Source organism: Asticcacaulis sp., assembly GCF_047605585.1.
Taxonomy (GTDB): Bacteria; Pseudomonadota; Alphaproteobacteria; order Caulobacterales; family Caulobacteraceae; genus Asticcacaulis.
Window position 1 is genome coordinate 1,203,086 of record NZ_JASGFK010000001.1, and the last position, 25,879, is coordinate 1,228,964.

Sequence of the window (25,879 nt, forward strand, 5' to 3'; positions counted from 1 at the left end):
TCCTGCTATGACGATTTTGATCGACATACTGAAAGACCAGAAAAAGACGGAAGGTTCACTGCGCGCCGAGGCCTTGAGTGCGGCGTGGGAACACCTGACGGCGCAGGAAATCCTGCAAAAGGCCATCCAGGAAGAGTTTATCGGCGACATCACCCTGTCGTCGTCCTTCGGCGCCGATTCCGCCGTGCTGCTGCATATGGTGGCACAGATCGAGCCGAACCTGCCGGTCATCTTCCTCGATACAGATCGTCACTTCTTCCAGACGATCCAGTATCGCGATGAGCTGATGGCGAAGCTCGGTCTGACCAACCTGGTCAATCTCAAGGCCGATATTGACGAAGCCGCCAGCGAAGATGGCAAAAACACTCTGTGGCGCACCAATCCCGATCAGTGCTGCGACCTGCGCAAGGTGCGTCCGCTGAACCGTTTCATGGAAGGCTATGGCGCGTGGATTTCCGGCCGCAAACGCCATCAGAGCGCCACGCGCACCAAGCTGCCGATCGTCGAATTCGATGGTCGGCACTTCAAGATCAATCCGCTGGCCACCTGGACGGCGGACGATATCGCGGCCTATTTCAAGAACCACGATCTGCCGCCGCATCCGCTGGTCGAGCAAGGCTTCCCGTCGATTGGCTGCTTCACCTGCACCAAGCCGGTGGCCGCTGGTGACGATGCCCGTTCCGGCCGCTGGGCGGATTCGGAAAAGGTAGAGTGCGGTATTCATAACCCGATTTACGGTGGCGACGGGATTTAAGCCCCGGGTGTCACCGCATCCAGCCGGCTGACGCTGTAGCCGGATTGGCGCAGGGCGGCCACCAGGCCGTCCGGCCCGATCAGGTGCGTGGCCCCGACCGTCACAAAGGTTGTTCCCTTATTTGAAAGGGCCTTGCGGATGGCCGGCAGCCAGGTCTGGTTGCGCTTGTCGATCAGGGCGGCATAGCCTGCCGGGTCGGCCTGTGCCATCAGGGCCAGGCTGTCGGTCAGGGTCTTCTGGTCACCCGTGCGCCAGGCGGATACTGGCAGGACAAAGCCATCGTCACTGACACCGGCAGCACTGACCCGCCCGGCATAATCGCCGGACTCAAGCCCGCCGACCGTCATGCGCAACGACTGAGCGCGCTGGAACAGAAAGGCGTCCGGATGCGGCATGATCGGATCGGACGGCAGGATGACAGGGAAGGACGGAACTTCGAACAGAGCCTGGTCGGCATTGTCGAAGGCCTCGTAAAGACGACGATCCATCCAGCCGCTGTCGATCGGATCGCTGCTGTTGAAGGCGCCAAACAGATAGACGGTGGAATCGGCCTTTTTCAGTACCCACAACAAGGGTGTGCCGGTCGGCCCGGCCTGCGCTTCGGCGGTGTCCGGGTCGACCGAGGCCTGAAAGGTCATCAGGGTGAGGTCCGGGTTATGCGAGCGATGCCACCACATGCCGAGCGGGATAACGGCGCTGGCGGCGGCGAAGGCGGCGCCGATGATGAGCGCGGAATCGAGCAGCCAGCTCAGCCGGCCGGCTTTGAGAAACGCTGCGGTTGGTTCAAAATGAATGCGCTGCATGGACCTGCCTCCCGAAGATTGGGGTTTGCGGCAGGCCCTGCAAGCTTCGGGCCAGTTGTTAAGTCTTTATTAACCTAATAATTGATCCGCTCGGCACGGATACCGTGTGCCTTCAGCATGGCGATGACGCTATCCGGCCCGACCAGATGCCCGGCACCCACCGTGATAAAGGTGGTGCCCTTTCCGGCCAGGATCGCCTCGATCTTCGGTTCCCAGGCGGCATTGCGCCCGACGATCAGACGCTGATAGTTTTTGGGATCTTCCGCCTGCATCTTGTCGATCATCAGGTGGCCTAGGGCTTCGGTATCGCCAGCCTTCCAGGCGGCGAACAGGTCATCGAGATCTTGCGGCATGGTCTCGATATCGGTCAGGGTGGCGCGCAGATTGGTCAGTTCATCCTCTTCGGTTTCCGGCACCAGCGCCTGCATTTGCGCTTCCATCGTCTCCAGGCCGTGGACGCCCTTGTTGGCATCGCGCGCCTGTTTCACCAGGGTGAGGTCGACGCCGGTATCGGTGGCATAGCCCAGCTGGTTGACCTGCTGCATGGTGATGATCAGCCCTACCGCCCATTTGCGCATGGCCTTGAGCATTGTGGTGTTCAGGTTCAGGGGTTTGAGCAGATCATTGACCTGCGCCACTTCTTCGGGAGACAGGCCGCTGGCGACATCGCCCTGCGGATCGAACATATATTTCTGCGCCACGGGCATGGCCGCGGCCTTGTTGTCGAGATCGGGAATTTCAAACCAGACATCCTGCGCGCTGTCGAACCGGCTCTGGATGGCCGGATTAAGCCAGGGCGTCTCCGGCTTCATGACGTGGATCGAGCCCAGCAGATAGATGGTCGAATCCGCGTCCTTGATCACCCACATGGCGGGCTTTACGGGGACGGGCTGTGTAGTCACCGTTTGCGCCTGGGCCAGCGAAGCGAAGGATATGGCGGCCAAGGTGGTGAGGACCAGCAGGCTTGCCTTTAGTCTTGAAATCATGAAACTCCCCAGGCCATCAGTGAGGCACGAATATATCTTCTATCCGCAAGGCGAACAGATCTGCAATTTTAAATGCCAGAGGCAGGGACGGATCGTATTTTTCCGTCTCGATGGCATTGATGGTCTGGCGCGATACAGCCAGGTGGTCGGCCAGGTCGGCCTGTGACCAGTTGCGCTCGGCGCGCAGGATTTTCAGTCGGTTTTTCATTCTTTTTTCGGCCGGGACCCTATGACTGCCAGCCCAATCCCGTAGGCAGGCATGGCCAGGATTGGCCAGGCAGCACTGGAGGAGCGGTCGAAGGCATAGAAAATATGCAGAAAGATAAAAAAGCCCATGGCGTTTATGAGTGATGTGGCGACATTCCGAACGGCCAGCCGCTTCTGATATTCATCGGCACGTCTTATCCATAAAAAGAACCATGTAAAGGCGAGGCTTAAGCTTAAAATATAAACTAATACAGACACATAGCGTAATAAAATCGATTGGCCGCGATCATCTATTAATTCCTGGGCAGCCAGGCTCAGAATATATAGAGCAAGGGCAGCCACGCATCGAAGGGCAAAAGACAGCCATGTGTCCTGGCCCAGCCGATGCCGTTTTTGCATTTCACGCATATGCCCTCGCCATCAAAGATATTCAGTGTGGTGCCCCCTGAGAGTACCAAAGCGGGACGGTCGTCAAATCATGCGCTTTCAATGGGATAACGTTGTATGCCTATATCGCCCTGACAAGGAAGTTTTACAACATGGGCGAAACATATGGTCAAGAAAACTTGTCATAATGACGTGAATATTTGACTTTATGGCCTGGTTTCAAGGTATTTCAGCACCATTTCGCAAAACGTGGTTACGTTGCGTAAAATGGCCTGCGGCTTGCATCGGCGCGGATTACGGACCCTTTTGTGTTTTTTTCCTGTGACCCCTAATGCTGACCTGTGATCTGATAACGCCTTCCGCCCTGACCGACCGTGATATCCGGACCTGGCGCGCCATGTGTGCCTTGACTCCGTTGTTTCGGTCACCCTTGCTGTCGCCGGACTTTACCCGTGCTGTGGCGATGGGCCGTGATGACGTATTCGTGGCCGTATTCCGCCAGCAAGGCCAGATCATCGGCTTCCTGCCCCATCACCGTCGTCCGCACCGCTTCGCCCGCCCCGTCGGCGCGCCGTTTTCCGATTACAGTGCCCTGATCACCTTTCCCGATGCGCAACTGGATGGCCGTGATGCCCTCAAGGCGGCGGGGATCGACCGTTTCCAGGCCATCGGCCTGATCGACCCGCATAACCTCTTCGGCGACACCGGTGGCGAGGCCGACATGGCCTACGGCATCGACCTGGAGGGGGCAACGGACACTCTCAGCCGCAAGCATCGCAAGAATGTCAGCCGCCATCGCCGCAACCTGATCGAGGCGCACGGCGAGATCGATTTCATCGTCAACGACCGTAATCGCGATCATTTCGACCGGATGCTGCGCCTGAAGCGCGAACAGCTCAGCCAGAACGGCCTGCACGATTTCATGTCGCCGCCGTGGGCCGCCGCCCTGCTAGAACGCCTGTTCGAAGCCTCGCCCGATGGCCTCCATGGCTCGCTCCTGACCATGACCATCGGCGGCAAGCCGGCGCTTTTCCACTATGGCCCACGCCTCGGCGACCGGATGCATCCGTGGATATCGGCCTATGATCCAGCCTTCGGAAGCTTCTCGCCGGGCTCGATCTTCCTGATGGAGTGCCAGGCGCCGCTGAAGGCCGCTGGCGTCAGCTACTACGATCTTTCAACCGGCCAGAGCCATTATAAGAACTCCTTCAGCAATTTGTCCTATCCTGTGCGCCATGTGGGTATCTACGGTGCCTCGCCTTCCGGTCGCCTTGGCCGGAACCTCTCCCTGGCCGCAGGTCGCCTGCAGCAGGCCATGGGTGGTCGGGTGTCCGGCGCCGTAACCCGCCTCAACCGGCGTTTCGATCAGATCGCCTGCCTCGAACTTGATCTTGTCGGCCGTGCGAAGGGGGTAGCCCATGCTGTCTCCAGCATTCCGCGCCGGCTGGGAGCCATTGATGCCGGATAGCCGGACCGAACCGCTGAATATCTCCCGTGCCGTTAGCGCCCAGGCCTCTGTCTGCGTGATCATCCCGACCTTCCGCCGTCCGCAGGGATTGGAAACCGCCATGCGTTCGATCCGGGCGCAGCAGGGCGTGTCTGACCTCAGTTTGATCATCTGTGATAACAGCCCGGAAGCCTCGGCGAAGGCTCAGGTCGAGGGCTTTGAGGCGCCATTTTCAGTCACCTATATTCACGAGCCGAGAACCGGCGTGGCCAATGCGCGCAACAGCGCCGTCAGCGCTTGTGAAGCCGATTTCATTGCTTTCCTTGACGATGACGAGGAGGCGCCGGCCGACTGGCTCAACCGCCTGCTGATGGCGCAGAAACACTTCGGCGCTGATGTGGTGTTCGGTCCGGTCACCGCCCGCATCCCGGCCGAAACCCGCGATAATCGCGCCTATTTCGAGCACTTCTTCTCGCGTTTCGGCCCGGCGCAGTCGGAAATCCTGCCGCATTATTACGGGTGTGGGAACTCCCTGCTGAAAACGGCAGCCTTGGCCTCGAAAGCCCCGTTCAGCACCCTGCAGAACGAGATGGGTGGCGAGGACGATATCCTGTTCACCGCCATGAAGGCCGAGGGCCGCGTCATGGCCTGGGCGGCGGATGCCCCCGTTTTCGAGGATGTGCCGCCCGCCCGCGCCACGCTGGCCTATACCCTGAAGCGCGGCTTTGCCTATGGTCAGGGCCCCAGCCATTCCAGCGGGGTCAATGGCCGCTATCTTGCATGTGGCGCCTGGATGGCCCAGGGACTGGTTCAGGCCGGGATATTCGGTCTGGCGAGCCTGGTCCTGTTTGCTATCCGCCATTCGCGCCGAGCCTTCGTGCTCGACAAGGCGGCGCGTGGGCTCGGCAAGACCCTGTGGTTCCCACCGTTCAAGATGAAGTTCTATGGGCAGGCCCTGCTCAAGAAAGATGTGAAGACGACACCATGACCCTGATCAACTGGACTCCGGAAAAGCAGCGCGCCTTCACCAGGGAGAATCTCGTCTTCACCCAGAACGTGGCCGATAGCCCCCTGTTCACCGAAGAGGCGCTGATCGAACTGATCGACCGCTATCCGCGCGAAAGCCTCGAAATCTTCACCATGGGCTATGACCCGACGGTCTTTGGCGAGTGGTATCTCGGCCGCCGCACCACCCGGGAAGGCATTGAGCTGGATGGCCGTGCCCTGATGGAGGCTGTGAAGCACGGCCGCCTGTGGCTGAACCTGCGCCGCGTCAACCATTCCGACCCTGCCGTGGGCGCATTGTGCGATCAGATATTCAGGGAAGTCGCCGAAAAGACCGGCACACATAACCTCAAGACCGATCTGGGCCTGCTTATCTCCTCGCCCAATGCCCACGTCGTCTATCATCTCGACATGCCGATGGTCATGCTGTGGCAGATCCGCGGCGTGAAAAAGGTCTGTCTTTATCCGGCCGATGCCGGTTTCTTCTCAGACCGCCAGATCGAGGGCATCGCCCTGCGCGAAAGCGACGAGAACCTGCCTTATGAAACGGCCTTCGATGACAAGGCCCTGATCCACGATCTCAAACCGGGTGAAATGCTGACCTGGCCGCAGAATGCCCCGCACCGCATCGTCAATGGCGACATGGTCAATGTCTCGCTGTCGATCGAGTTCATGACGCCGCGCGCCCTGTGGCATGCCAATGTCATCTATGCCAACGGTCTGCTGCGCCGTCTGTTCGGTCTCAATCCCAGCCTGAAACGTTCACCGAAGATCCTGGAGCCGCTCAAGATCGTCTTTGCGCGCGCCTACAAGCTTCTGAAGGGCGGTTTCAAGGGCCACAAGAGCCCGCTCAAGGCCTGCTTCTCGCTTGATCCGAAATGGCCGGGCACGATTGTCTATGATGAGGGCGTGAAGCCTTTTACCTTGAACCGCCCGATGCAGGCCGTGCCGGCGGCATCGAAGCGGACCCGCAAGCGTAGCGATAAGGCCGCCTGACTACTTGCCTGCGCCCAGCTTGTAATCGATACCGACATAGATGATCCGGCCGTGCTGCTTGAAGACCGTATCGTCACGGTATTGCGACGTCTCGATGTACTGGTGCCAACCCATGGAATTTGTGGCATCCATATCGGTGACGACCAGTTTCAGTTTCGGTGACAGCTTGCGGGTATAGGTCAGGTTGATGAAGGGCTGTCCTTCGCCCCAGCCATTGGCTTCCAGTTCCTTACCATTGTCGACATACTGAATCTGCAGGCTGTCCGCCTTGGTGGGATTGAACCCGAGTGTCAACTTGTTCTGAGCTGTGTTCAGGCTCTGCCGGACATCGACCCCGTCTACCGGCGCGGTCTGGTCGATATGGAAGATGTTGCTGCTCAGGCTGATATCAACCTTTGGCCAAAGGTGCAGGTCCAGTGACATGTCGAGGCCGTCGGCATTGCCGCGCCCGGCATTCTCCACGCTGGTGATTAGCACCGTATCGCCGGGATTGCGGTAATAGTTGTAGTTGACGATGCTGTTGCGGGTCTGGCGCAGATAAAAGGTGCCGCTGAAGCTGACAGGACGGGTAGTGTAGGTATATCCGGTTTCGAAGGACTCGGTCTGGGCCGGTTTCAGATAGGGGTTGCCCGTGTAGATATCCTGGGCGTCGAGGATCTGTTCCAGCCCGAAAAGCTGATCGTCATCGGGGCGGTCGATGCGATGGCTGTAGCTGAATTTCAGCTTGCTCTTCGTCGTCAGGTCGCGGCTCAGATAGACACTCGGGCTCCACTGCACATCCGAAGTTGTCGTAAAGGGCTCGCCGCGGTCGTAACGACTGCGGGTCAGCATGTTCTCGACGCGCAGGCCACCCTCGACGATCCATTTGCCGAGCGGATGCTGGTAATCGATATAGGCGGCGCTCAGGGTCTGGTCGAGCAGGAAATAGCCATTGCTCGTGCTGCGCGGCGTATGCGCGCCGGTCTCCGTATCGATATCGTAGGCGGCGCTATAGGTCGTGGTGCGGGTGCTTTCGATATCGAAACCGGTCTTGAACTGAGTGTCGGTGCCCAGCGGCAGTACGTAATCGCCGCTGAGATCGTCGGTCAGCTTGCGCTGTGTCAGTACCTGCCAGTAGGCGGTGTCAGGTGACTCCGGTACCAGGTAAGTTACGGCATAGGGCACGGTCTGGTAAAATTCGTCTTCTTCGTGCATCGCCTGGACGGTGAAGGTTTCGCCGTCGCGCTTGCCCTTGTGCTTCCAGTTGCCGGTGAGCGAGCCACTGTTGTAGTGGCCCGAGCTGTAGGAATCGGTATCCGTATCGCTGGTAACGGCGTTGGTGGTTGGATCGTAAAAGACGATACGGTCGCCCTTGGCCTGATTGCGCGGCCGTATGGAGACGTTGCCGGCCAGGTTGAATGTATCGTTGTCGCCGGCGGCATAGCTGGCCCCCAGGTCGAACTTGCTGTTCTGGGAGTGCGTCTGGTTCGTGACGTCCTCGACCATATGCGTGGCGGTCGAGCCATCGCTATTGCGGCTGATGCGATCGACATGCGCGGTATTGGAGCGACTGTCGGCGCGCAGGCTGAGGCCGCCATTGAACGTCCATTTCCCGACGCCGAAGGATCCTGACAGTGCGGTATTGACCCGTGAGTTTTCACCAAAGTTTATAACGATGCCGCCGGCGGGGGCCTGACTGCCGGTCTTTTTCGTGACGATGTTGATGACCGTGGCTGCATTGGTGCGGAATTCGGGCCCGGGATTGGTGATTACCTCGATGCGTGCGACTGTATTGGCCGGCATGGATTGCAGCGCCTGGGCCAGATTGTTGCCCTTGAGCGCCGGCGATGGCTTGCCATCGACCACGACCTGCACCGAACCGCCACGCACGCTGACATTGCCGCTGCTGTCGACATTGACGGCGGGCAGGGTGCCGAGCACGTCCGATACGCTGCCCGTTGTCGCCTGCGGATTGTCTTTGAGGTCGTAGATCGTGCGGTCGATCTTGTGCACCACTGTGGGGGCCTTGCCGCTGACGATGATGGTGGTGGTGTCCTTGTCGTTTTGCGATGCGGCCGCTGCTGCCTGCGGCTGTTCTGAGGTCGTCGAGGATTGCGCCAGGGCCTGCCCGGCCAGCAAAGCCATCAATCCCACGCCTGCATAGAGAATGTGTCGCATATCGGCCCCTTTATTGTGCGCTGCAAATAAGCGGCAGGAAATCGGGCCAAATTGTGTTGAGGGAGGGGTCGCGAAAATTAAGTTTAATTCATGAATTTTTGTTTATATTTCAAAAGAGTAGCATACTGTTTAGCGGTATGTTCTTCATTGCCTGTTGGCCTGTGTGAGGCCGTGTTCAAATGAACCGGAGAACGTCCAGATATAAGATTTATCGATCATTTGTTCTTGATTTGTTCTTTGGTGGGTATAGGGTATTGATTATGCCCGCCCCACCGCCAGATACGCGCACCAAAAGTGACGATGCCCTGCCTGACCTGCCGCGCAAGGGGCGGGGATCGGTATCGAACCGGCCCAGCCATCGCTTTGGCGTGGCCGACCGTTTCGAGATCGATGACGGCTGGAGCGATCATGAACGTGACGATTGGGCGAAGGCGCGGCGCAAGACGATATTGGGCGTCGATACGGTGCGCCATATCATTAGCCGCAACAGCTCGCCCGATATCCATTTCGACCGCTCGATAAACCCTTACAAAGGATGCGAGCACGGCTGCATCTATTGCTTTGCGCGCCCGACCCATGCCTATCTCGATCTGTCGCCAGGTATGGATTTCGAGACGCGTATCTTCCGCAAGCCGGACGCGGCCGAAGCTCTGAGGCGCGAGCTTTCGGCGCGTAACTATACACCGGCGCCCATCGCGCTCGGCATTAATACCGATGCCTATCAGCCGACCGAGCGCTCCGAAAAGCTGACGCGTGGCATACTCGAAGTGCTGTATGAGTTTCGTCATCCGGTCCATATCGTCACCAAATCAGCCCTGATCCAGCGAGATATCGACCTGCTGGCGCCAATGGCAGGCTTGCGGCTGTTCAAGGCCACCCTGTCGGTCACCACGCTCGATCGTGACCTGGCGCGTGTTATGGAGCCGCGCGCCGCGACGCCGATGAAACGCCTGGAAACGGTAAGGGTTTTGAGTGACGTCGGTATACCGACCAGTGTGCTGGTGGCGCCGGTCATTCCCGGCCTGACCGATCATGAAATCGAGGCCATACTGGAAGCCGCCGCCGCCCATGGCGCCACGCGCGCCGGCGGTACGCTGATCCGGCTGCCGCACGAGATCAAGACCCTGTTCGAGGAATGGCTGCGGGCGCATTTCCCGGATCGTGCTGAGAAGGTGCTGAACCACATCCGCCAGTGCCGTAATGGCAAGCTTTACAATGCCGAATTCGGCAGCCGGATGCGCGGCAGCGGGCCCTATGCCGAGCTGATTCAGAAACGTTTGGCCTTGGGCATCAAGCGTTATGGGCTGGGCAAGCCGGGCGCGCCCTTCGATCTCAGCCTGTTTCGCGGTGGCGATCCGCAGCTGAATTTGTTCTAAGCGACACGTTTCGCTGTTGATTAGGCCCGGGGCTATTAAGAAGGCCATCGTGACGATTGTCTGATATGGTCGGTTGATATAGGTTGATAAAAGTGATTTTTTATCTGTAGTGTTTGCATTCGTCTCGTTGATGATGTGTCCATGAGACGACAAAGCGCCAAAGATCCCGGTTTCGCCGCTGCCATGAAGCTCCTGCGCCAGAGGGCCGGCAAATCACTGGCCGAACTTCAGGCCGATGTCGGGGTATCCGCCCAGGCCATGAGCCGCTGGGAAAATGCCGCCGTTGCCTGGCCGGACGACCGGATCGGCGCCTATCTGCGGGCTGTCGGCGCCAGCGAAGCCGATCTCGACCGCGAACTTTATACCGTTTCGGAAACCGCTCCCTTTTCGCGCTTTTCCCGTGAAAGCGCCTGGTGGCAAGCCTTTCCGCAGGAATTGGAAAGCCATATTGTCGCCGACGAAAGCATGGCGCCGTGGTGTGAGCCGGGTGAAAAAGTCTTCTTCCAGCGTGGGCGCCCGCCCAAGCGCATGGAGGGCTGCCTGGTGGAACTGAAGTCTGGCGAACGCCTGGTACGGCTTTATGAACGCGAACGGGACGGCTTTCTCTATTTTCGCCGCATCAATCCGGAAAGCACGGAACAGGTGCTGCATTCGCAGGTGCAGGCGATTCACCGCATATTACTCCGGGGCGATTGACGCAAGGCGATATGGTTGATAAATTCAATTATAAATTGATTTTATAACGGAATGCGAATGGCTGTGTACAGAAAACCTCATCCCGTCGATATGATCGTGGGGCATAATATCCGTGAACGCCGGCGCAGCCGTAAATTATCCCAGGAAGCCCTGGCCAGCGCGGTCGGGCTCACCTTCCAGCAGATACAGAAATACGAGCGCGGTTCCAATCGTGTCAGCGCCTCCATGCTATGCGATATCAGTCGCGTGCTGAAATGCCGGGCCGCCGACCTGTTGCCTGATAATGATGAGGTCAGTCAGGCGCCCGAATGGCTGGTCGCGGCCCGCGCTTTGCAAAGCCGTCATCCCAGCCTGTTCGAGCACCTGCTGAACTGGCCGGAGGACCGGCTGCAGATGCTCCTGCTGATGAGCCGCACCTTGCCGGCGTCGCCAATTTGTTCTGTGAACAATTCGCGACACGCCTTGTAAACCAGGCGTTCGGGATTACCTGAAGGGCATCTCCCGCCCAAAATCAGGATGCTCCCATGTTTCGATGCGAAGCCTATGCCGCGCCCGCGGCCGACAAACCCCTTGGTCCGCTGACCATCGAGCGCCGCGATCCCACACCGGAAGATGTGGTCATCGACATTCTCTATTGCGGCGTCTGCCATTCCGACCTGCATATGGCGCGCAATGAATGGCATTTCACGACCTATCCCGTGGTGGTCGGCCACGAAATCGTCGGGCGCGTCTCAAAGGTCGGATCGGAAGTGACCAAATTCAAGGAAGGCGACCTCGTCGGTGTCGGCTGCATGGTCGATTCCTGCCGTACCTGTTCGAACTGCCGCGAGGGGCTGGAGCAATATTGCGATGTCGGCAATATCCAGACCTATGGCGGTATCGAGCCGCACACAGGCAAGCCGACCAATGGTGGCTATGCCAAATCGATCACCGTTTATGAAGGCTTTGTGCTGCGTATTCCCGAAGGACTCGATCTCGCCGCCACGGCGCCGCTGCTCTGCGCCGGCATCACCACCTGGTCGCCCCTGCGCCACTGGAAGGTTGGGCCGGGCATGAAGGTCGGTATTGTCGGCCTCGGCGGCCTCGGTCATATGGGGGTGAAGTTTGCCCGTGCCCTGGGCGCCCATGTCGTGCTGTTCACCACCTCACCATCCAAGGTCGAGGACGGCAAGCGGCTCGGCGCCCATGAGGTCGTGGTATCGAAGAATGCCGGCGAAATGGCGGCCCATACCAGCTCCTTCGATTTCATCCTCGATTGCGTCTCCGCCGATCACGACAGCAACGCCTATCTTAACCTGCTGAAGCGCGACGCGACCCTATGCCAGGTGGGGGCGCCGGAAAATCCTCAGCCGATCGCCGCCTTCTCCCTGCTGCTGAACCGCCGGCGTCTGGCGGGCTCTGGTATAGGCGGCATCGCCGAGACGCAGGAAATGCTCGATTTCTGTGCCGCGCATGGCATTACCTCGGATGTCGAGGTCATAGACATCAAGGACATCAACACCGCCTATGAGCGCATGTTGAAGCAGGACGTGCGCTATCGCTTCAGCATCGACATGTCTACCTTGTAATACGTCTGTTGGAACCTATATAAGATTTCGAGACGGGGCTGCCCAAAACGGGCGGCCCCTTTTGATTCCGCTCAGAAAAAGCGGACGCTTCCCGCCGCAGAATATCGCTCGATGCAAGGCCCTGAACAGGGCGGTTATCCACATATGTGGATTATAAAAACACAACATCTAGATATATGTGGACAGACTGGAATTCCCCTCCCACCATATATTGCGGTTTTTAACAATTCGTTTACCATCTGTTGACAACGGGGGCATGGATGCCTTTGGGATCATCTATATCTTGTGGTTTGATTGCTTTCAAACTGCAACTGATCTGGATCAGCATGGGAGAGTGAGAGTATGAGCTGGACCGACGAACGCGTAGAAACGCTGAAAAAGCTCTGGCAGGAAGGCCATTCCGCCAGCCAGATCGCCAAGCAGCTTGGCGGCGTCACGCGCAATGCCGTGATCGGCAAGGTGCATCGTCTTGGCCTGTCGGGCCGCGCCGCGCCTTCGCAACCGACACGCCCCCTTTATAAGCCCGCCCGCCCGCCGCGTCCCGCGGTATCGAGCGCGCCGGCCGAGCGCCCGGCGGCGCAGGCCACGGTCCGCCGCACCGAGCCTGTTCTGGCTCGCCCGGTGATCAACCAGCCGGTCGTGCCCTATGTCGAGGAACCGGGCACCGCCACCGTGCTGACCCTCGGCGCCAAGATGTGCAAGTGGCCGATCGGCGATCCGTCCTCGGACAGCTTCTCCTTCTGCGGTCGCCGTTCGGATGACGGCACGCCCTATTGCGTGGAGCACGCCCGCGTGGCCTATCAGCCGTCGCAAAAGACCAAGAAGCGCGACAGCGGCACGGAGCTTTCCCGCTCGCTCCGCCGCTACCTGTAAAGCGCGATCTTTATTGAAAAAGCCCCGCAATCTTCGGATTGCGGGGCTTTTTCATGAGCGATGACCTGCAATAAGGGCGATGGCTGCACCCAGCCATACCAGAAGCATCAGCCAAACCTTGCCCTCGATTAGGCTGTGTCAAAGAGATCAGTTCAATGTTCGTCTTGCATTTGGCAGGTCGAGCGAGAAGGTGGGGATGATAATCTTCAGCGGCCGCCCATCCTCGTCCTCAAACATGTAATAGCCGCTCATCGAACCCGATGAGGTGTTCAAAGGGCAACCCGAGGAATAGCTGTAGGTCTGGCCGGGCGCCAGCACCGGCGTTTCGCCGACCACCCCCGGACCATTGACATGTTCGACCTGGCCACGCGCATCCATGATGGTCCAGTGGCGCGTCTTCAATTGCACCGTATCGTCACCGGTATTGATCATGGTGATATGATAGGCCCAGACATGGCGCATGTCAGAGGCGCGCTTGTTGTTTTCCGGCGGCACGTAGTCGACCTCGACCCGAACCGTAATGTCATGACTGGTGTGCTGGTAAAACATGTTTAAAGCTTGCTGAGTTGAATAAGCTCTCTTAAATGGTGCGCCCGATCAGATAAAGAGAATTGCGACGCGTGATGTCCTTAATCCCCGTTCCCGCCGATCAGCCTGAGCCGCAAGGCATATTGCCGATGCAGAGCCTGGCGGCGCTTGCCGAGGCGGGCGTGGTGACGAGCGCCACGTCCTTCGACGACAACCAGATCCAGCCAGCCAGTATCGATCTGCGCCTGGGTAATCGCGCCTGGCGGGTCCGCGCCTCCTACCTGCCGCGCAGCCGCACGGTCGCCGATCGTCTGCGCGACGTGCAGATGCACGAAATGGACCTGACGCGCGGCGCGGTGTTCGAATCCGGCTGCGTCTATATCGCCGAACTCAAGGAAAGCCTGAACCTGCCGCAAGGCATTTCGGCGCGCGCCAATCCGAAGTCCTCCACCGGCCGGGTCGATGTCTTTGTGCGCCTGCTGACCGACTACGGCGTGGCCTTCGATGATGTCGCCGAAGGCTATTCCGGCCCGCTCTATCTCGAAATCGCTCCGCAGACCTTTTCAGTGCTGGCGCGCTCGGGCACGCGCCTCAACCAACTGCGCCTCAAGCGTGGCGCATCGCCCAAGCTGCGCACCTCCGACTGCGGCGTTGACCTGACCGGCGAGCTGGTAGGCTTCCGCGCCCGTCGGCATGCCGGCATCATCGATCTCGACCATATCGCCGGGCACGATCCGAAAAAGTTCTGGGAGCCGCTCTATTATGCCGGCGGCGAACTGCTGCTCGATCCGGGCGAATTCTACATCCTGGCCTCAAAGACCGATGTCGAGATCCCGGTGATGGAGGCGGCGGAAATGCTGCCGATCGATCCGGGCGTCGGCGAGTTCCGCGTCCATTATGCCGGCTTCTTCGATCCCGGCTTCGGAACGGCGGAAGCGGCCGGCACCGGCTCGAAAGGCGTGCTGGAGGTGCGCTGCCACGAGACCCCCTTCCTGCTGGAAGACGGCCAGACCGTGGCGCGGCTGGTCTATGAACCCCTGACCGCGCGGCCGGAAAAACTCTATGGCCAGCTGGGCTCGAACTACCAGAAGCAGGGCCTGAAGCTATCCAAGCATTTCAGGCCATGGTAGGGAAGTCGCGGTCTTTGGTCGGCTAACCTGTCAGCCCTTCGCTTCGTCGAGATGCAGGTCCTTGCCGCCGGATTCCGCGCTGCCGTCATCGCGTTTCAGACGGCTGAAAATCAGGCTTGAAACCAGCGTAAAACCGCCCAGCACAAAGAAGGCCTTGTGCAGGCCATCGATCATGAGCGTGGGATTGCTGGTGGTCGTTGTCGGCAGGAAGAACATCGTCGTCAGGCCCGCCGCCGCCACGCCAAAGGAAACCGACAGCTGCTGCAGGGTGCTGGCAATGGTGCTGGCGCCGCTCGACTGGTCGCGTGGCACATCGGCATAGACCAGGGTATTCATGCTGGTGAACTGCAGCGAGGTCAGCACGCCATAAATCAGGGCCTGCCCCACGATCAGCCACACCGGCGTGCCGCGGTTGATCGTGCCGAAAAGCATCAACATGACACCAAGCGCCAGGGTGTTGGTGATCAGGATATTGCGATAGCCGAAGCGTGCCAGCACGCGCGGCAGCAGGGTCTTGGTGGTCATCGAGGCCAGGGCCTGCGGCATGATCAGCAGGCCCGACTGTACCGGGGTCAGGCCGAGACCTATCTGGTAGAGCATGGGCAGGAGGAAGGGCGCACCGCCTATGCCCAGCCGGGTGATGAAACTGCCGCTGACCGCCGCCGTGAAGGTGCGCAGGCGGAACAGGGTCAGGTTAAGCAGGGGAAAGGCCGTCTTGGCCGCGTGCAGGCCATAGCCCAGGATCAGCAGCAGGGAGATGGCCAGCAGGCCCAGTATGCCGCCTATGCCCAGCCGGTGCTCGCCGAAAACCTCCAGCACATAGGAGAGGAGCGCGATGCCGGAGCTGAACAGGATCAGGCCCAGCACATCGAGCGGCCGCGAGGCCCCGCGGTAGTCCGGCATGTTGAACCAGACCATCAGCATGCCGATGAGGCCCACAGGCACATTGACGAAGAAGATAACGCGCCAGTGCAGGTAATCGACGATCAGGCCGCCGACCAGCGGCCCCAGCATGGGGGCGATCAGCACCGGCATGGCGACAAAGCTCATGGCCTTGACCAGTTCGGCCCGTTCGAATGTCCGTACCATCACCAGCCGCCCGACAGGCGTCATCATGGCGCCGCCCATGCCCTGCAGCACACGGCAGGCGACCAGCATATGGATATTGGTGGAGAGGCCGCAAAGTAGCGAACCCAGGGTGAAGAGGGCTATGGCTGCGGCGAAGACCGTGCGCGTGCCGAAGCGATCAGCCATCCAGCCGCTGATCGGGATAAAGACGGCCAGACTCAATGTGTAGCTCGAGAGCACGGCCTTCATGCTGAGCGCGGTGACACCGAGCGCTCTGGCGATTACTGGCACGCCGGTATTGAGGATGGTGGTATCGAGCGCTTCCATGAAGAAGGCGACGGCCACCAGCCAGGGCAGCAGGCGTCGGGTCATTTCGGGGGTGCGTTCGGCCTGGGTCAATGGGGCCTCCTGCCTTCACTCTGTGCCGCGTATGGCGCGGGTGCAAGCCAGAAATGGAAAGGCCCGCATTCCTTTAGGGAAGCGGGCCTTATGGTGGAGCATAGCGGAGTCGAACCGCTGACCTCTTGCATGCCATGCAAGCGCTCTACCAGCTGAGCTAATGCCCCATCTTTCAGATGGTCCCGGATGGCTTGGGGCGGGTGGCCCCGTCCGAGGCGGCGACTTCTAGTTCAGGCCTTGAGACGACGCAAGCCCTTTTGCAATTTTTTTTGAACTTTTTCACAGGTCTGGTGAAGAGACATGAAAAAAGCCGCCGGAGCGATCCGGCGGCTTTCAAATTTGTGATCCCGTTTAGTGATCATCGTCCTCGTCGGTCGGCAGGCCGTCGATCTCTTCGTCGAAATCGGCGTCCTCGTCGTCTTCCAGGAAGGGCACGTCGTCGCCATCGTCATCGCCCAGGTCGGCGTCTTCGATGTCCATGTCGACGTTTTCGCCGGGCGAACCGACGCGGGCCGGATCGGCAGGATCGAGATCTTCGTCCTCGTCGATGAGCAGGGCATCGTCGGTGACCACTTCGTCGATTTCCGGGGTAATGGTTTCCGGCTCTTCGTCTTCGTCGTCCTCGCCGCCGGTCTTGCCCTTGACCTGATCCTCGGACTCCTCGTCGGTATCCTCGTAGTCAGGAGCGGTGGTGCGGACGCGCGAACGGCGCGTGCGGACGATTTCTTCCTGGTCAAATTCGGTGTCGCAACGCGGGCAGTGCGCCGGATGCTTGTTCAGGTCGTAGAATTTTGCCGTGCAGTTGGGGCAGATTTGTTTGGTACCTAAGGCAGGATCAGCCACGAGACGTCCTTCTTTCAGTCTTTAGAAAATTTCGATTGCGTCGGCCCCCTTGCCACTAGATAAGCCTCCTGTCAAAGCCCCTTTTGCGGGCAGAGTTCATTTTTTCGTATAAGCCGAGACTTTCCCGTGTCCAGCCAGCCGACCGCCGCCCACCCGACTGCCGTAAAACTTGTGCCTGTCCGCAGTGGTTTGTCAGGCAAAATTGCCTTGCCGGGCTCGAAATCGATCACCAACCGCATCCTGCTGATCGCAGCCCTGGCGAAGGGGCGCAGTCCTGTCAGCGGCGCTTTGAAAAGCGACGACACCAAATATATGGCCCAGGCCCTGCGCCAGCTCGGCGTGACGGTGGAAGAGACGGGCGACACGGATTTCGTGGTGACGAGCACCGGCACGCTTGCGCCTTCGGCGGAACCGCTGTTCCTCGGCAATGCTGGCACGGCCGTGCGATTTCTGACGGCTGCCGCAGCGAATATAACCGGCACGACTGTGCTGACCGGCGACATCCATATGCAGAAGCGGCCGATCGCGCCGCTGGTCGAGGCGCTGAACGCTGCCGGCGTCACAGCCAGTGCCCCGACCGGCTGCCCGCCGGTAACCGTGACCAGCGCGGGCGGTTTTGCCAATCGCTCCATTGAGGTCGATGCCAGTTTGTCCAGCCAGTATGTTTCGGCCCTGATGATGGCCGGTACGAAAGGCGATGCGCCGTTTTCCCTGAAGGTGAAGGACGGCGATATCGGCGCGCGCGGCTATATCGATATTACGCTCGAGTGCATGAAGGCTTTCGGCGCCCGGATCACGCAGACGGGTCCTTTGAGCTGGGATATCGCCAATACGCCTTATGAAGCGCGCGATTACTGGGTGGAGCCGGACGCCAGCGCTGCCACCTATATCTGGGGCATCAATGCTCTGCTGGGCACCGGCATCGATATAGGCATTGCGCCCGAAGCCATGATGCAGCCCGATGCCAAGGCCTATGACTATATAAAGCAGTTCCCCAACCTGCCGGCCGTGATCGATGGCAGTCAGATGCAGGACGCCATCCCGACCATCGCCGTTCTGGCCGCCTTCAATAATCATCCGGTGCGCTTTGTCGGTATCGCCAACCTGCGCGTCAAGGAATGCGACCGCATCAATGCCGTGGCTACCGAACTGAACCGCATCCAGCCGGGCCTGGCCGAGGAAATCGGCGACGACCTGCTGGTGACGCCGGATCGTAGTCTGATTGGCAAGCAGGTCGAGACCGATATCCATACCTATGCCGACCACCGGATTGCCATGGCCTTCGCTCAGGCAGCGCTGGTGATCGATGGCCTGCGCATTCTCGATCCCGGCTGCACGGCCAAGACCTATCCCGGTTACTGGCGCGACCTGGAAAGCGTGGGAGTCGAGATGAGTTTCGAGTCATAGATAGCGTTCGATTGCACCAGACTTGGTATAATCCGCCAATGGATAGCTTGGGTTAGATAAAGCTCAGCCAGCGCTCATTCTGCTGCTTAATCTTGTCGAGATCGTCTTCCAGCTTGTCCAGGATAGGGGCCATGGCCTCAAAGCTTTTTACCTCTCCTTCCAATGAGGTGATAATGCCGTAGATGGTTTCTTCAAAATAGTCGTCGGTGAAGCTTTCGATGACCTGGCTTTTGAGCGTGCTCTGTGCTTTCCGTGTGAGATAGGTCTCGAGCATTTTGATGGAGCGCATGAAGCCGGTGATTTTCGAGCTGCGCAAAAGGCCCAGCATGCCGAAGAACATGACCGCCGCGCTATAGGCCCTGGCGTAGCGGGCGCGGCGATACGCCAGGAAAAAGATATCGCTGACACGATTGTTGATTTTATCACATTGCACCGCATAAAGCAGCATGGGTTTGATTTCGTCTATCTTCAGACGCAGGCGCGGTATCTGGGGGGGCAGATCGGCGGTGTTGTTCTGGTAAGCGCTTTTAAGCTCACTGACCAGTTCCGCATATTCGGCAAACGCCTTGCGATTTTTCCGAATGTCACCCGATAGCAGCTGGGCGGCGTCAGCCACTTTCTGGGCTCGAATTCTGCATAGATAGAAAAGCGCAGCGATCAGGCATAGCCCAAGCGCCAAACTTGCAACAGATAAAATATTCCCCTCAAACATTGAGCCCCCGCCCTCAGTAAAATAGTAACTTTAATGCCCGACCAATCGCGCAATCTATGTTAAAGCCAACTACCAATGGCTGTAGCCTACCACTTTTACGCAATCTGTTAACCTTTAATTCAATCGGAAGAAATGTGCGTCCACTGATTATCGCCTTCGATGGCCCGGCCGCTTCGGGCAAGGGCACGCTCGCTTCGGTGATCGCCGTCGACTATGGCCTGCCGTTTCTCGATACCGGCCTGCTCTATCGCGCCGCCGGTTATCTGGCCCATGTGCGCGATATTGATCCCGCTTTGGCCGCCAGCCTGATCGATGCCGAAGTGCTGGCCGATGACGCTCTGCGTGGCCGGGAAGCCGGTGAGCGTGCCTCGCGTGTGGCCGCCATCCCGGAGGTGCGCGCCGCCCTCTTCAAATACCAGCAGGATTTCGCCGGTCAGGCTTCTGGCGCCGTACTCGATGGCCGCGATATCGGCACCGTCATCGCGCCTCATGCCGTGGTCAAGCTGTTCGTCACCGCCCGGCCGGAAGTGCGCGCCCATCGCCGCTGGCTGCAGCTGGTGAAGCTCAATCCGGCCCTTACCGAGGCCGAGGTGCTGGAGGATATCCGCATTCGCGATGAGCGCGATTCCTCGCGTTCCAGCGCACCGCTTGAGATGGCCAAAGATGCGCTCTTGCTAGATACGTCCGACTTGGGTATAGACGCTGCCATCGCGACTGCGCGATCCCTTGTGAAAAGCCGCCTGTGACGTTCCGAGAACGTTAAATCCAACAGCGGTTTTATTAGAGGCAGCACACGGGACGTCTTCGGGGCCTTGAACTCAATCCAGAAAGTGTCCGCACTTTTCGGTTAAATTGAGTGAGCTACAAGGCCTGCACCGCACCTGATTGGGGCCGTCTTCACGTCGCCTCCCAGCAAATATATTCACAAAACCCAAAGTCGCACCCCCGCGCCCTTTCCCCGTCAGACGTCACGGCCTCATTGCCGTTTGCGGGACATAAAAGTCCGGGACACGCGCCAGCAAACAAAGAGTCTCTATGAGCGAATACAATCCGTCGCGCGACGATTTCGCCGCCCTGCTTGATGAATCCATGCACGGTCGCGACATGCTCGAAGGCCAGGTCATTCACGGCCTCGTCGTCGGCGTCGAAAAAGAATACGTCATGGTCGATGTCGGCCTGAAGACCGAAGGCCGCATCAGCCTGAAGGAATTCGGCTCCGAAGGCGGCAACCTGAAGGTCGGCGACACCGTCGAAGTCTATCTGGAACGCGTTGAAAACGCCATGGGCGAAGCGGTCATCAGCCGCGAGAAGGCCCGTCGCGAAGAAGCCTGGACCCGCCTGGAAGTTATCTTCAACAAGGGCGAGCCGGTCATGGGTACGATCGTTGGTCGCGTCAAGGGCGGCTTCACGGTCGATATGGACGGCGCCTCGGGCTTCCTGCCCGGTTCGCAGGTCGATATCCGTCCGGTGCGCGATGTCGCCCCGCTGATGGGCAAGGAACAGCCTTTCGCCATCCTGAAGATGGACCGTCCGCGCGGCAATATCGTCGTGTCGCGTCGCGCCATCCTCGAAGAAGCCCGTGCCGAACAGCGCACCGAGCTGGTTGGTCAGCTGGCTGAAGGCGAAATCCGTGACGGCGTCGTCAAGAACATCACCGATTACGGTGCGTTCGTTGACCTCGGCGGCATCGACGGCCTGCTGCACGTCACCGACATGTCTTGGAAGCGCGTTTCGCATCCGTCGCAAGTCCTCAACGTTGGCGACGCTGTCCGCGTCCAGATCATCAAGATCAACCCCGATACGCAGCGCATCAGCCTCGGCATGAAGCAACTGCAATCCGATCCGTGGGATGGCGTTGACCTGAAGTATCCGGTCGGCGGCAAGTTCTCCGGTCGCATCACCAACATCACCGACTACGGCGCCTTCGTGGAGCTGGAATCGGGCGTCGAAGGCCTGGTGCACGTTTCGGAAATGTCGTGGACCAAGAAGAACGTCCATCCGGGCAAGATCGTCTCCACTTCGCAGGAAGTTGAAGTCGTCGTGCTGGAAGTGGACGCCTCCAAGCGCCGCGTCTCGCTCGGCCTGAAGCAGGCCCAGAACAACCCCTGGGACGACTTCCTGGCTCAGCATCCGGTCGGTTCGACCATCGAAGGCGAAGTCAAGAACGCCACCGAGTTCGGCCTGTTCATCGGCTTCGAAAACGACATCGACGGCATGGTTCACCTGTCGGACCTCGACTGGAACGTGGCCGGCGAAGAAGCCATCGCCAAGTACAAGAAGGGCGATGTCGTCAAGACCAAGGTTCTGGACGTTGACGTCGAAAAGGAACGCATCTCGCTGGGCATCAAGCAGCTTGGCAGCGATCCGATGACCGGCGACACCTTCAAGAAGGGCCAGACCGTCACCGTGACCGTCACCGAAGTCACCTCCGGTGGCATCGAAGTGAAGTTCGGTGACGACGACGCCCCGATGTCGGCCTTCATCCGCAAGTCCGACCTGTCGCGTGACCGCAACGAGCAGCGCGTCGAGCGCTTCGCCGTCGGCGATCGCATCGACGCCCAGGTCACCAATGTCGACAAGGCCGCCCGCAAGGTGTCCGTGTCGATCAAGGCCCTGGAAATGGCTGACGAAAAGCAGGCCATCGAGCAGTACGGTTCGCAGGATTCGGGCGCTTCGCTCGGCGATATCCTCGGCGCCGCCCTGCGCGACAAGGCAGGCTCGTAAGCAGGACCACAGTCCCTGCACCCGGAATCACTATAGCGTTTGTGTGCTAAAACGGTTCCGGGTCAGGCTGAAATCAAAGCCGGAGCTTCCTCGGAGGTTCCGGCTTTTTTTATAGCGCGAAATGGGAGCGACAAGGCTTAGAGAGCCTAAGCGCCCGTGATGTAAGGTTTTTTTGCGAACGGGCACGCAAACGGCCGTTTTATGCGCCCGGTGTCCGAATTGTGCTTTTGAGGATGGGAAATTTTCCCGTAATTTGTAAAAAATGTCGTAATGGTAGCGCTACCAGTGCGTTAATCTTTAAACAACCCCTTGAACTCATTTTTATTTTCGGACATGCTCGCCCCAACTCGGATTTACCTGGTGAGGGAGATCAATGCTCAAGTCTGAACTTATTGAACGTTTGGCTTCCGAATATCCGCATCTGACGCAAAAGGATGTCGAACGGGCGGTAAATCTGATCCTTGAATCCATGATCAGCACGCTGGAAAAAGGCGGCCGCGTCGAGCTTCGCGGCTTTGGCGCCCTGTCCGTCCGTTCCCGCCCCGCTCGCGCCGGTCGTAATCCGCGCACCGGCGAATCGGTGAATGTGCCCGCCAAGCATGTGCCCTTCTTCAAGAGTGGCAAGGAACTGCGCGAACGCCTGAACCTTTCCGGCGACGACAACGCGGACTAAGGAGTAAGCATGAGCATCGCGTCCGAATTCAAAACCTTCCTGATGCGTGGCAATGTCATCGATCTCGCGGTCGGTGTCGTGATCGGCGGCGCCTTCGGCAAGATCGTTACCTCGCTGGTCGACAATATCATCATGCCGCCGATCGGTTATATTACTGGCGGCGTCGATTTTTCCAACCTGGTGCTGAAGTTGCCGGTTGTCGATCCGACCAAGGCTCAGGTGGTGATCTCCTACGGCGTCTTCATCAATACGGTCATCCAGTTCCTGATCATCGGCACCGCCATTTTCCTGGTGGTCAAGGCGATCAACAAACTGATGCCACCACCGCCCGCTCCGCCGGCCGCCACAGGGCCGACGCAGGAAGAATTGCTGGCCGATATCCTGGCCGAGCTGAAGAAAAAATAATCGAGAGGCCGGAGTTCGCTCCGGCCTTTTTGCTTATGGCGAGTGGCAGAAAAAAGCCCCCGAAGCCGAAGCGCCGGGGGCCGAGTTGGGTCAAAGGGGTTGAGACTAATCTTTGACCTTGTCTGAAAAGCGCTGATACGTGGCCGGGTTGCGGTCCCAGACCTGGCGATCACGCACACTGCGCAGAAGCTTGACATATTCGGCATGCGACCAGGCCAGTGGCGTGGCGCTGTCCGTGCCTTCACCGACCGTGTAGTCGTGGCCGGTTTTTGAGCCGACACCGTCGAACACCTGTTCGGGGATCATCAGGCCCTCATTGGCGAAAAGCTCCATGCCCTTCACATAGGTGCCGCGGATGGCATCGATATCGGCCGCGCTGGGGCCGCCGGCCTTCAGGCTGTCGAGCGCCAGTTCGTAATGGCCGCGTTCGCCGGTGAAGATCGGCCAGACACGGCCGCGTTGGTCCGGTGACATCGGGCCGTAATTGCCGCCCTCCGTGCCCTCGCCATACCCGTCATTGCCGTATCGGCGGAAACCGGGGACCGTGACATCGCTGCCGGGGAAGTGAAAATCGTAGCGGACCCGCAGATCATCCGGCAGGGTCTGGTCGTCAACCACGGCCAGCGAGGCGGTGATATCCTTGTCGTTCGCCGGGCGAACGCCATAGCGCACCAGCTCCAGGAAGCCGGCATCGACCATCAGGTCGGAGCGAAGACCGGGCTTGCCGTTGCGCACATCCTGATTGCCTGGGGTGTTGGCATCGTCAGATCGCGAAATACGCAGGAAATAGCTGGCCGGCTTGTCCTCGCCGCGCACCTTGCCGGTGGTGGTGAAGAGGCGTTGTTCCAGTTTTCCGGAATAGTTGTCAGCTGTTTCCGTGTAAAGCTTTGCGCTGTCCGCATCGCCGGCCTGGGTGGCGATATCGGCTGCCGCCGTCAGACCCGCGATCACCGCCGCTGTAGTGGAAGGCGAGTGGCCTTCCTGTTCTTCCCAGCGTTCCTGCTGGCTATAGGGCGGGGTGATGGTGGCATGGTTCCAGTCGAGCCCGACGGTGCCGCCATGGACCAGGAAATCGGCGGCCGGTTTCAGCGTGGTTTTATAGGATGACAGCAGCTCGCTTTTGCTGATCAGGCCCATCTGTTCCAGACGTTCGCCGAGCAGGATCGGCATGGCGGTCTGGTCGAGCTGGACGCCGACCCATTCCGGCGTGCCGTCGACATGCGATTTCTGCAGGAACCAGCCGGTGGCGCCGGTATTGCCGGGGGTGCTGGCCTTGACCTGAACGGTCGGCAGGTAGCGGAAGGCAGCGACCGGTGTTTGCTTGTCACCCAGGGCCGCGAGGGCCATGGAGACCTGATAGAAGTCACGCGGCCAGACGGCCTTGTACCCGGTCGAGGAGATGTCGGTGGTCACCGTATCGCCCCAGGGATTGCTGAGCGAGGCGATCATGGCGCCGGCGGAGGTGTGGTCCTCCTGCACCTTCAGCGCCAGGGCCGAGGCATAGAGCAGCTTGCCATTGTCTTCCGATATCGGGATCAGGCTTTTCAGGTCGGTAAGCGAGGCAAGATAGTCTTCCCAGCCCACCGCCTGGCCCTCGCCATTATAATTGGCCAGCACCTTGGCATAGCCGGTTTTCAGCGTGGCGGCGGATTCGGCGCTGGCGGATTCTACGGTAGGGCCGAAGCCGACCGCGAGATCAAAGGTGGCGGCCTTGGCGACGGTCGGCAATTGGCCAACGAGGATGATATTGCCCTTCTGGTCGGCGGCGCTGTGCAGCGTGCCGAGCGACTGGTGGGCGGTCAGGTCGGCTATGCCGTCGCTGACGCCGGTATAGCCGACTGTAGCCTTTTTGAACGGCACACTGGCGGAAAGATTGAGCGCCACTTTGCCCTGCCAGGCCTGCAGATGGGTGACATTGGCATGGCCTTCATCATCGCCCGAAGTATTGGCCATGGAAGGATCAAGGATGACATAGGGGGTCACCGGGCCCTTGAGCGCCTTGACCGTGACGCGCACCATCAGGGTCTGGTGATCCGGATCGGTAAAGACGTCCTTGATAATGACGAAGCGGCCCTGCTTGTCGGTATTGGTCAGGCGGTAGGCGGGCGAGAGCGGCCGGCCGGCGGCATCGGTATGGAGATAGGTGACATGGCTTATCGTGTCGGTGCGCTCGAAAGCCGTCCAGCCGGCACCAGTCACGGCGATCTGCATCTCGCGGATCTGGGCTTCGTGGATGCGGCCATACATGGTTTCGGTCACCACGCCTTCGGCCAGAGAGAACCATACCTTCGAGACAGTGCCGGTCGCGGCCTTGTCGGAAAACTGGTAGTCCTTGTAGGCTTCGTATGCGCTGCCGATCCCCTGCTTGCCGGAATAGGCCCAGGCCGAGGCCTGGCCGGGGCCGTTGGTAGCCTTGGCATCGGCGATGACGGTGGGGTTATGATCGGCGGTGGTCGGATCTTCGGCAAAGGCCGCGCCGCCGAGGGCCAGCAGGCTGGCACAGCCGGTCAGAAGCGATTTTTGATAGCGGAAACTCATATATCCTCACTGCGCCCGTCTGGATACCGACGGCTGTTATCGTGACCTCTGTCAGGTCGTTTGAGGCATTATGGCAAATCACCGGGGCGTCGTCGCGTTGCATACGTATTCACGATATCGGATTTCGTATGAATACGAATACGCAAGGTGGCGTGGCCCAAAAAAAACGCCCTTTGGTCCGAAGAGCCAAAGGGCAG

25 protein-coding genes and 1 tRNA gene are annotated in these 25,879 nt (G+C 59.4%); 15 read left to right on the plus strand and 11 right to left on the minus strand.

Annotated elements, in window-relative coordinates:
- The first annotated feature begins 7 nt into the window (after window positions 1-7).
- A complete protein-coding gene (locus QM647_RS05680; protein WP_414994502.1) occupies window positions 8-754 on the plus strand; it encodes a phosphoadenylyl-sulfate reductase in 747 nt (248 codons plus the stop codon).
- Here QM647_RS05680 and QM647_RS05685 read toward each other — a convergent pair.
- From QM647_RS05685 to QM647_RS05700, 4 genes are all read right to left on the minus strand, one after another.
- Window positions 751-1,557, minus strand: coding sequence for a TraB/GumN family protein (locus tag QM647_RS05685; protein ID WP_414994503.1), 807 nt, complete (start codon window positions 1,555-1,557; stop codon window positions 751-753). The genes QM647_RS05680 and QM647_RS05685 overlap by 4 nt on opposite strands.
- Before the next feature lie 74 nt (window positions 1,558-1,631).
- Window positions 1,632-2,543: a TraB/GumN family protein gene (locus QM647_RS05690; RefSeq protein ID WP_414994504.1), complete on the minus strand. Its 912-nt coding sequence runs from the start codon at window positions 2,541-2,543 to the stop codon at window positions 1,632-1,634.
- Window positions 2,544-2,559: 16 nt separating this feature from the next.
- Complete coding sequence (locus tag QM647_RS05695; protein WP_414994505.1) at window positions 2,560-2,751, minus strand: helix-turn-helix transcriptional regulator; 192 nt, start codon at window positions 2,749-2,751, stop codon at window positions 2,560-2,562.
- The gene (locus QM647_RS05700; protein WP_414994506.1) at window positions 2,748-3,158 is read right to left on the minus strand and encodes a hypothetical protein; all 411 of its coding nucleotides are present in this window, start codon (window positions 3,156-3,158) and stop codon (window positions 2,748-2,750) included. The genes QM647_RS05695 and QM647_RS05700 overlap by 4 nt, the downstream gene beginning before the upstream one ends.
- A gap of 310 nt (window positions 3,159-3,468) precedes the next feature.
- On the opposite strand from QM647_RS05700, the gene QM647_RS05705 reads away from it, so the two are divergent.
- The 3 genes from QM647_RS05705 to QM647_RS05715 are packed head-to-tail and all read left to right on the plus strand — an operon-like array spanning window position 3,469 to window position 6,585.
- Window positions 3,469-4,605 (plus strand): GNAT family N-acetyltransferase, encoded by a 1,137-nt coding sequence (locus QM647_RS05705; RefSeq protein ID WP_414994507.1) that lies wholly within the window; start codon window positions 3,469-3,471, stop codon window positions 4,603-4,605.
- Complete coding sequence (locus QM647_RS05710) at window positions 4,556-5,572, plus strand: glycosyltransferase family 2 protein (RefSeq protein ID WP_414994508.1); 1,017 nt, start codon at window positions 4,556-4,558, stop codon at window positions 5,570-5,572. The genes QM647_RS05705 and QM647_RS05710 overlap by 50 nt, the downstream gene beginning before the upstream one ends.
- Entirely contained in the window at window positions 5,569-6,585 is a 1,017-nt protein-coding gene (locus QM647_RS05715) for a hypothetical protein (RefSeq protein ID WP_414994509.1), read from the plus strand. The genes QM647_RS05710 and QM647_RS05715 overlap by 4 nt, the downstream gene beginning before the upstream one ends.
- Here the strand turns inward: QM647_RS05715 and QM647_RS05720 are convergent, their stop codons facing one another.
- Complete coding sequence (locus QM647_RS05720; protein WP_414994510.1) at window positions 6,586-8,742, minus strand: TonB-dependent receptor; 2,157 nt, start codon at window positions 8,740-8,742, stop codon at window positions 6,586-6,588. It abuts the gene before it with no gap.
- Between the two features lie 260 nt (window positions 8,743-9,002).
- Between QM647_RS05720 and QM647_RS05725 the strand changes: the two genes are divergently transcribed.
- The 5 genes from QM647_RS05725 to QM647_RS05745 all read left to right on the plus strand — a co-directional run bounded on the left by QM647_RS05725 (window position 9,003) and on the right by QM647_RS05745 (window position 13,255).
- Window positions 9,003-10,118, plus strand: a complete 1,116-nt coding sequence (locus tag QM647_RS05725) for a PA0069 family radical SAM protein (RefSeq protein WP_414994511.1) — start codon at window positions 9,003-9,005, stop codon at window positions 10,116-10,118.
- 141 nt (window positions 10,119-10,259) lie between these two features.
- Window positions 10,260-10,814, plus strand: coding sequence for a helix-turn-helix domain-containing protein (locus tag QM647_RS05730; RefSeq protein WP_414994512.1), 555 nt, complete (start codon window positions 10,260-10,262; stop codon window positions 10,812-10,814).
- Window positions 10,815-10,871: 57 nt separating this feature from the next.
- Window positions 10,872-11,282, plus strand: coding sequence for a helix-turn-helix domain-containing protein (locus QM647_RS05735; protein ID WP_414994513.1), 411 nt, complete (start codon window positions 10,872-10,874; stop codon window positions 11,280-11,282).
- A gap of 56 nt (window positions 11,283-11,338) precedes the next feature.
- Window positions 11,339-12,382, plus strand: coding sequence for an NAD(P)-dependent alcohol dehydrogenase (locus QM647_RS05740; protein WP_414994514.1), 1,044 nt, complete (start codon window positions 11,339-11,341; stop codon window positions 12,380-12,382).
- A 342-nt stretch (window positions 12,383-12,724) separates the two neighbouring features.
- Entirely contained in the window at window positions 12,725-13,255 is a 531-nt protein-coding gene (locus QM647_RS05745; protein WP_414994515.1) for a GcrA family cell cycle regulator, read from the plus strand.
- A gap of 147 nt (window positions 13,256-13,402) precedes the next feature.
- Here the strand turns inward: QM647_RS05745 and apaG are convergent, their stop codons facing one another.
- Window positions 13,403-13,804, minus strand: a complete 402-nt coding sequence (apaG, locus tag QM647_RS05750; protein ID WP_414994516.1) for a Co2+/Mg2+ efflux protein ApaG — start codon at window positions 13,802-13,804, stop codon at window positions 13,403-13,405.
- A gap of 74 nt (window positions 13,805-13,878) precedes the next feature.
- On the opposite strand from apaG, the gene QM647_RS05755 reads away from it, so the two are divergent.
- Entirely contained in the window at window positions 13,879-14,913 is a 1,035-nt protein-coding gene (locus tag QM647_RS05755) for a 2'-deoxycytidine 5'-triphosphate deaminase (protein ID WP_414994517.1), read from the plus strand.
- Between the two features lie 30 nt (window positions 14,914-14,943).
- On the opposite strand, the gene QM647_RS05760 is transcribed toward QM647_RS05755, so the two are convergent.
- The 3 genes from QM647_RS05760 to QM647_RS05770 form a co-directional block, all read right to left on the minus strand.
- Window positions 14,944-16,380 (minus strand): DHA2 family efflux MFS transporter permease subunit, encoded by a 1,437-nt coding sequence (locus QM647_RS05760; protein ID WP_414994518.1) that lies wholly within the window; start codon window positions 16,378-16,380, stop codon window positions 14,944-14,946.
- Window positions 16,381-16,471: 91 nt separating this feature from the next.
- Window positions 16,472-16,547 (minus strand) — tRNA-Ala (locus QM647_RS05765).
- Window positions 16,548-16,731: 184 nt separating this feature from the next.
- Entirely contained in the window at window positions 16,732-17,223 is a 492-nt protein-coding gene (locus QM647_RS05770; protein WP_414994519.1) for a TIGR02300 family protein, read from the minus strand.
- A gap of 126 nt (window positions 17,224-17,349) precedes the next feature.
- Between QM647_RS05770 and aroA the strand changes: the two genes are divergently transcribed.
- Entirely contained in the window at window positions 17,350-18,630 is a 1,281-nt protein-coding gene (gene aroA, locus QM647_RS05775; protein WP_414994520.1) for a 3-phosphoshikimate 1-carboxyvinyltransferase, read from the plus strand.
- A 52-nt stretch (window positions 18,631-18,682) separates the two neighbouring features.
- On the opposite strand, the gene QM647_RS05780 is transcribed toward aroA, so the two are convergent.
- Window positions 18,683-19,342 carry a hypothetical protein gene (locus QM647_RS05780; protein WP_414994521.1) on the minus strand — a complete coding sequence of 220 codons (660 nt, stop codon included), beginning with the start codon at window positions 19,340-19,342 and terminating at the stop codon, window positions 18,683-18,685.
- A 134-nt stretch (window positions 19,343-19,476) separates the two neighbouring features.
- Between QM647_RS05780 and cmk the strand changes: the two genes are divergently transcribed.
- The 4 genes from cmk to mscL all read left to right on the plus strand — a co-directional run bounded on the left by cmk (window position 19,477) and on the right by mscL (window position 23,144).
- Complete coding sequence (cmk, locus tag QM647_RS05785) at window positions 19,477-20,088, plus strand: (d)CMP kinase (protein ID WP_414994522.1); 612 nt, start codon at window positions 19,477-19,479, stop codon at window positions 20,086-20,088.
- A gap of 289 nt (window positions 20,089-20,377) precedes the next feature.
- Window positions 20,378-22,066: a 30S ribosomal protein S1 gene (gene rpsA, locus QM647_RS05790; protein WP_414994523.1), complete on the plus strand. Its 1,689-nt coding sequence runs from the start codon at window positions 20,378-20,380 to the stop codon at window positions 22,064-22,066.
- 373 nt (window positions 22,067-22,439) lie between these two features.
- Window positions 22,440-22,739, plus strand: a complete 300-nt coding sequence (locus QM647_RS05795; RefSeq protein ID WP_414994524.1) for an integration host factor subunit beta — start codon at window positions 22,440-22,442, stop codon at window positions 22,737-22,739.
- A gap of 9 nt (window positions 22,740-22,748) precedes the next feature.
- Window positions 22,749-23,144 (plus strand): large-conductance mechanosensitive channel protein MscL, encoded by a 396-nt coding sequence (mscL, locus tag QM647_RS05800; RefSeq protein WP_414994525.1) that lies wholly within the window; start codon window positions 22,749-22,751, stop codon window positions 23,142-23,144.
- A 105-nt stretch (window positions 23,145-23,249) separates the two neighbouring features.
- Here the strand turns inward: mscL and QM647_RS05805 are convergent, their stop codons facing one another.
- Complete coding sequence (locus QM647_RS05805; protein WP_414994526.1) at window positions 23,250-25,682, minus strand: glucan 1,4-alpha-glucosidase; 2,433 nt, start codon at window positions 25,680-25,682, stop codon at window positions 23,250-23,252.
- Window positions 25,683-25,879: the final 197 nt, after the last annotated feature.

Coding starts and splice junctions, on each gene's coding strand:
- QM647_RS05730 (WP_414994512.1), top strand. CDS start 10,260: ATGAGACGACAAAGCGCCAAAGATCCCGGTTTCGCCGCTGCCATGAAG.
- QM647_RS05680 (WP_414994502.1), top strand. CDS start 8: ATGACGATTTTGATCGACATACTGAAAGACCAGAAAAAGACGGAAGGT.
- QM647_RS05780 (WP_414994521.1), bottom strand. CDS start 19,342: ATGTTTGAGGGGAATATTTTATCTGTTGCAAGTTTGGCGCTTGGGCTA.
- apaG (WP_414994516.1), bottom strand. CDS start 13,804: ATGTTTTACCAGCACACCAGTCATGACATTACGGTTCGGGTCGAGGTC.
- QM647_RS05725 (WP_414994511.1), top strand. CDS start 9,003: ATGCCCGCCCCACCGCCAGATACGCGCACCAAAAGTGACGATGCCCTG.
- QM647_RS05740 (WP_414994514.1), top strand. CDS start 11,339: ATGTTTCGATGCGAAGCCTATGCCGCGCCCGCGGCCGACAAACCCCTT.
- QM647_RS05710 (WP_414994508.1), top strand. CDS start 4,556: ATGCTGTCTCCAGCATTCCGCGCCGGCTGGGAGCCATTGATGCCGGAT.
- QM647_RS05700 (WP_414994506.1), bottom strand. CDS start 3,158: ATGCGTGAAATGCAAAAACGGCATCGGCTGGGCCAGGACACATGGCTG.
- QM647_RS05745 (WP_414994515.1), top strand. CDS start 12,725: ATGAGCTGGACCGACGAACGCGTAGAAACGCTGAAAAAGCTCTGGCAG.
- QM647_RS05715 (WP_414994509.1), top strand. CDS start 5,569: ATGACCCTGATCAACTGGACTCCGGAAAAGCAGCGCGCCTTCACCAGG.
- QM647_RS05735 (WP_414994513.1), top strand. CDS start 10,872: ATGGCTGTGTACAGAAAACCTCATCCCGTCGATATGATCGTGGGGCAT.
- QM647_RS05755 (WP_414994517.1), top strand. CDS start 13,879: ATGTCCTTAATCCCCGTTCCCGCCGATCAGCCTGAGCCGCAAGGCATA.
- QM647_RS05695 (WP_414994505.1), bottom strand. CDS start 2,751: ATGAAAAACCGACTGAAAATCCTGCGCGCCGAGCGCAACTGGTCACAG.
- QM647_RS05805 (WP_414994526.1), bottom strand. CDS start 25,682: ATGAGTTTCCGCTATCAAAAATCGCTTCTGACCGGCTGTGCCAGCCTG.
- rpsA (WP_414994523.1), top strand. CDS start 20,378: ATGAGCGAATACAATCCGTCGCGCGACGATTTCGCCGCCCTGCTTGAT.
- mscL (WP_414994525.1), top strand. CDS start 22,749: ATGAGCATCGCGTCCGAATTCAAAACCTTCCTGATGCGTGGCAATGTC.
- QM647_RS05685 (WP_414994503.1), bottom strand. CDS start 1,557: ATGCAGCGCATTCATTTTGAACCAACCGCAGCGTTTCTCAAAGCCGGC.
- QM647_RS05795 (WP_414994524.1), top strand. CDS start 22,440: ATGCTCAAGTCTGAACTTATTGAACGTTTGGCTTCCGAATATCCGCAT.
- QM647_RS05705 (WP_414994507.1), top strand. CDS start 3,469: ATGCTGACCTGTGATCTGATAACGCCTTCCGCCCTGACCGACCGTGAT.
- QM647_RS05690 (WP_414994504.1), bottom strand. CDS start 2,543: ATGATTTCAAGACTAAAGGCAAGCCTGCTGGTCCTCACCACCTTGGCC.
- QM647_RS05720 (WP_414994510.1), bottom strand. CDS start 8,742: ATGCGACACATTCTCTATGCAGGCGTGGGATTGATGGCTTTGCTGGCC.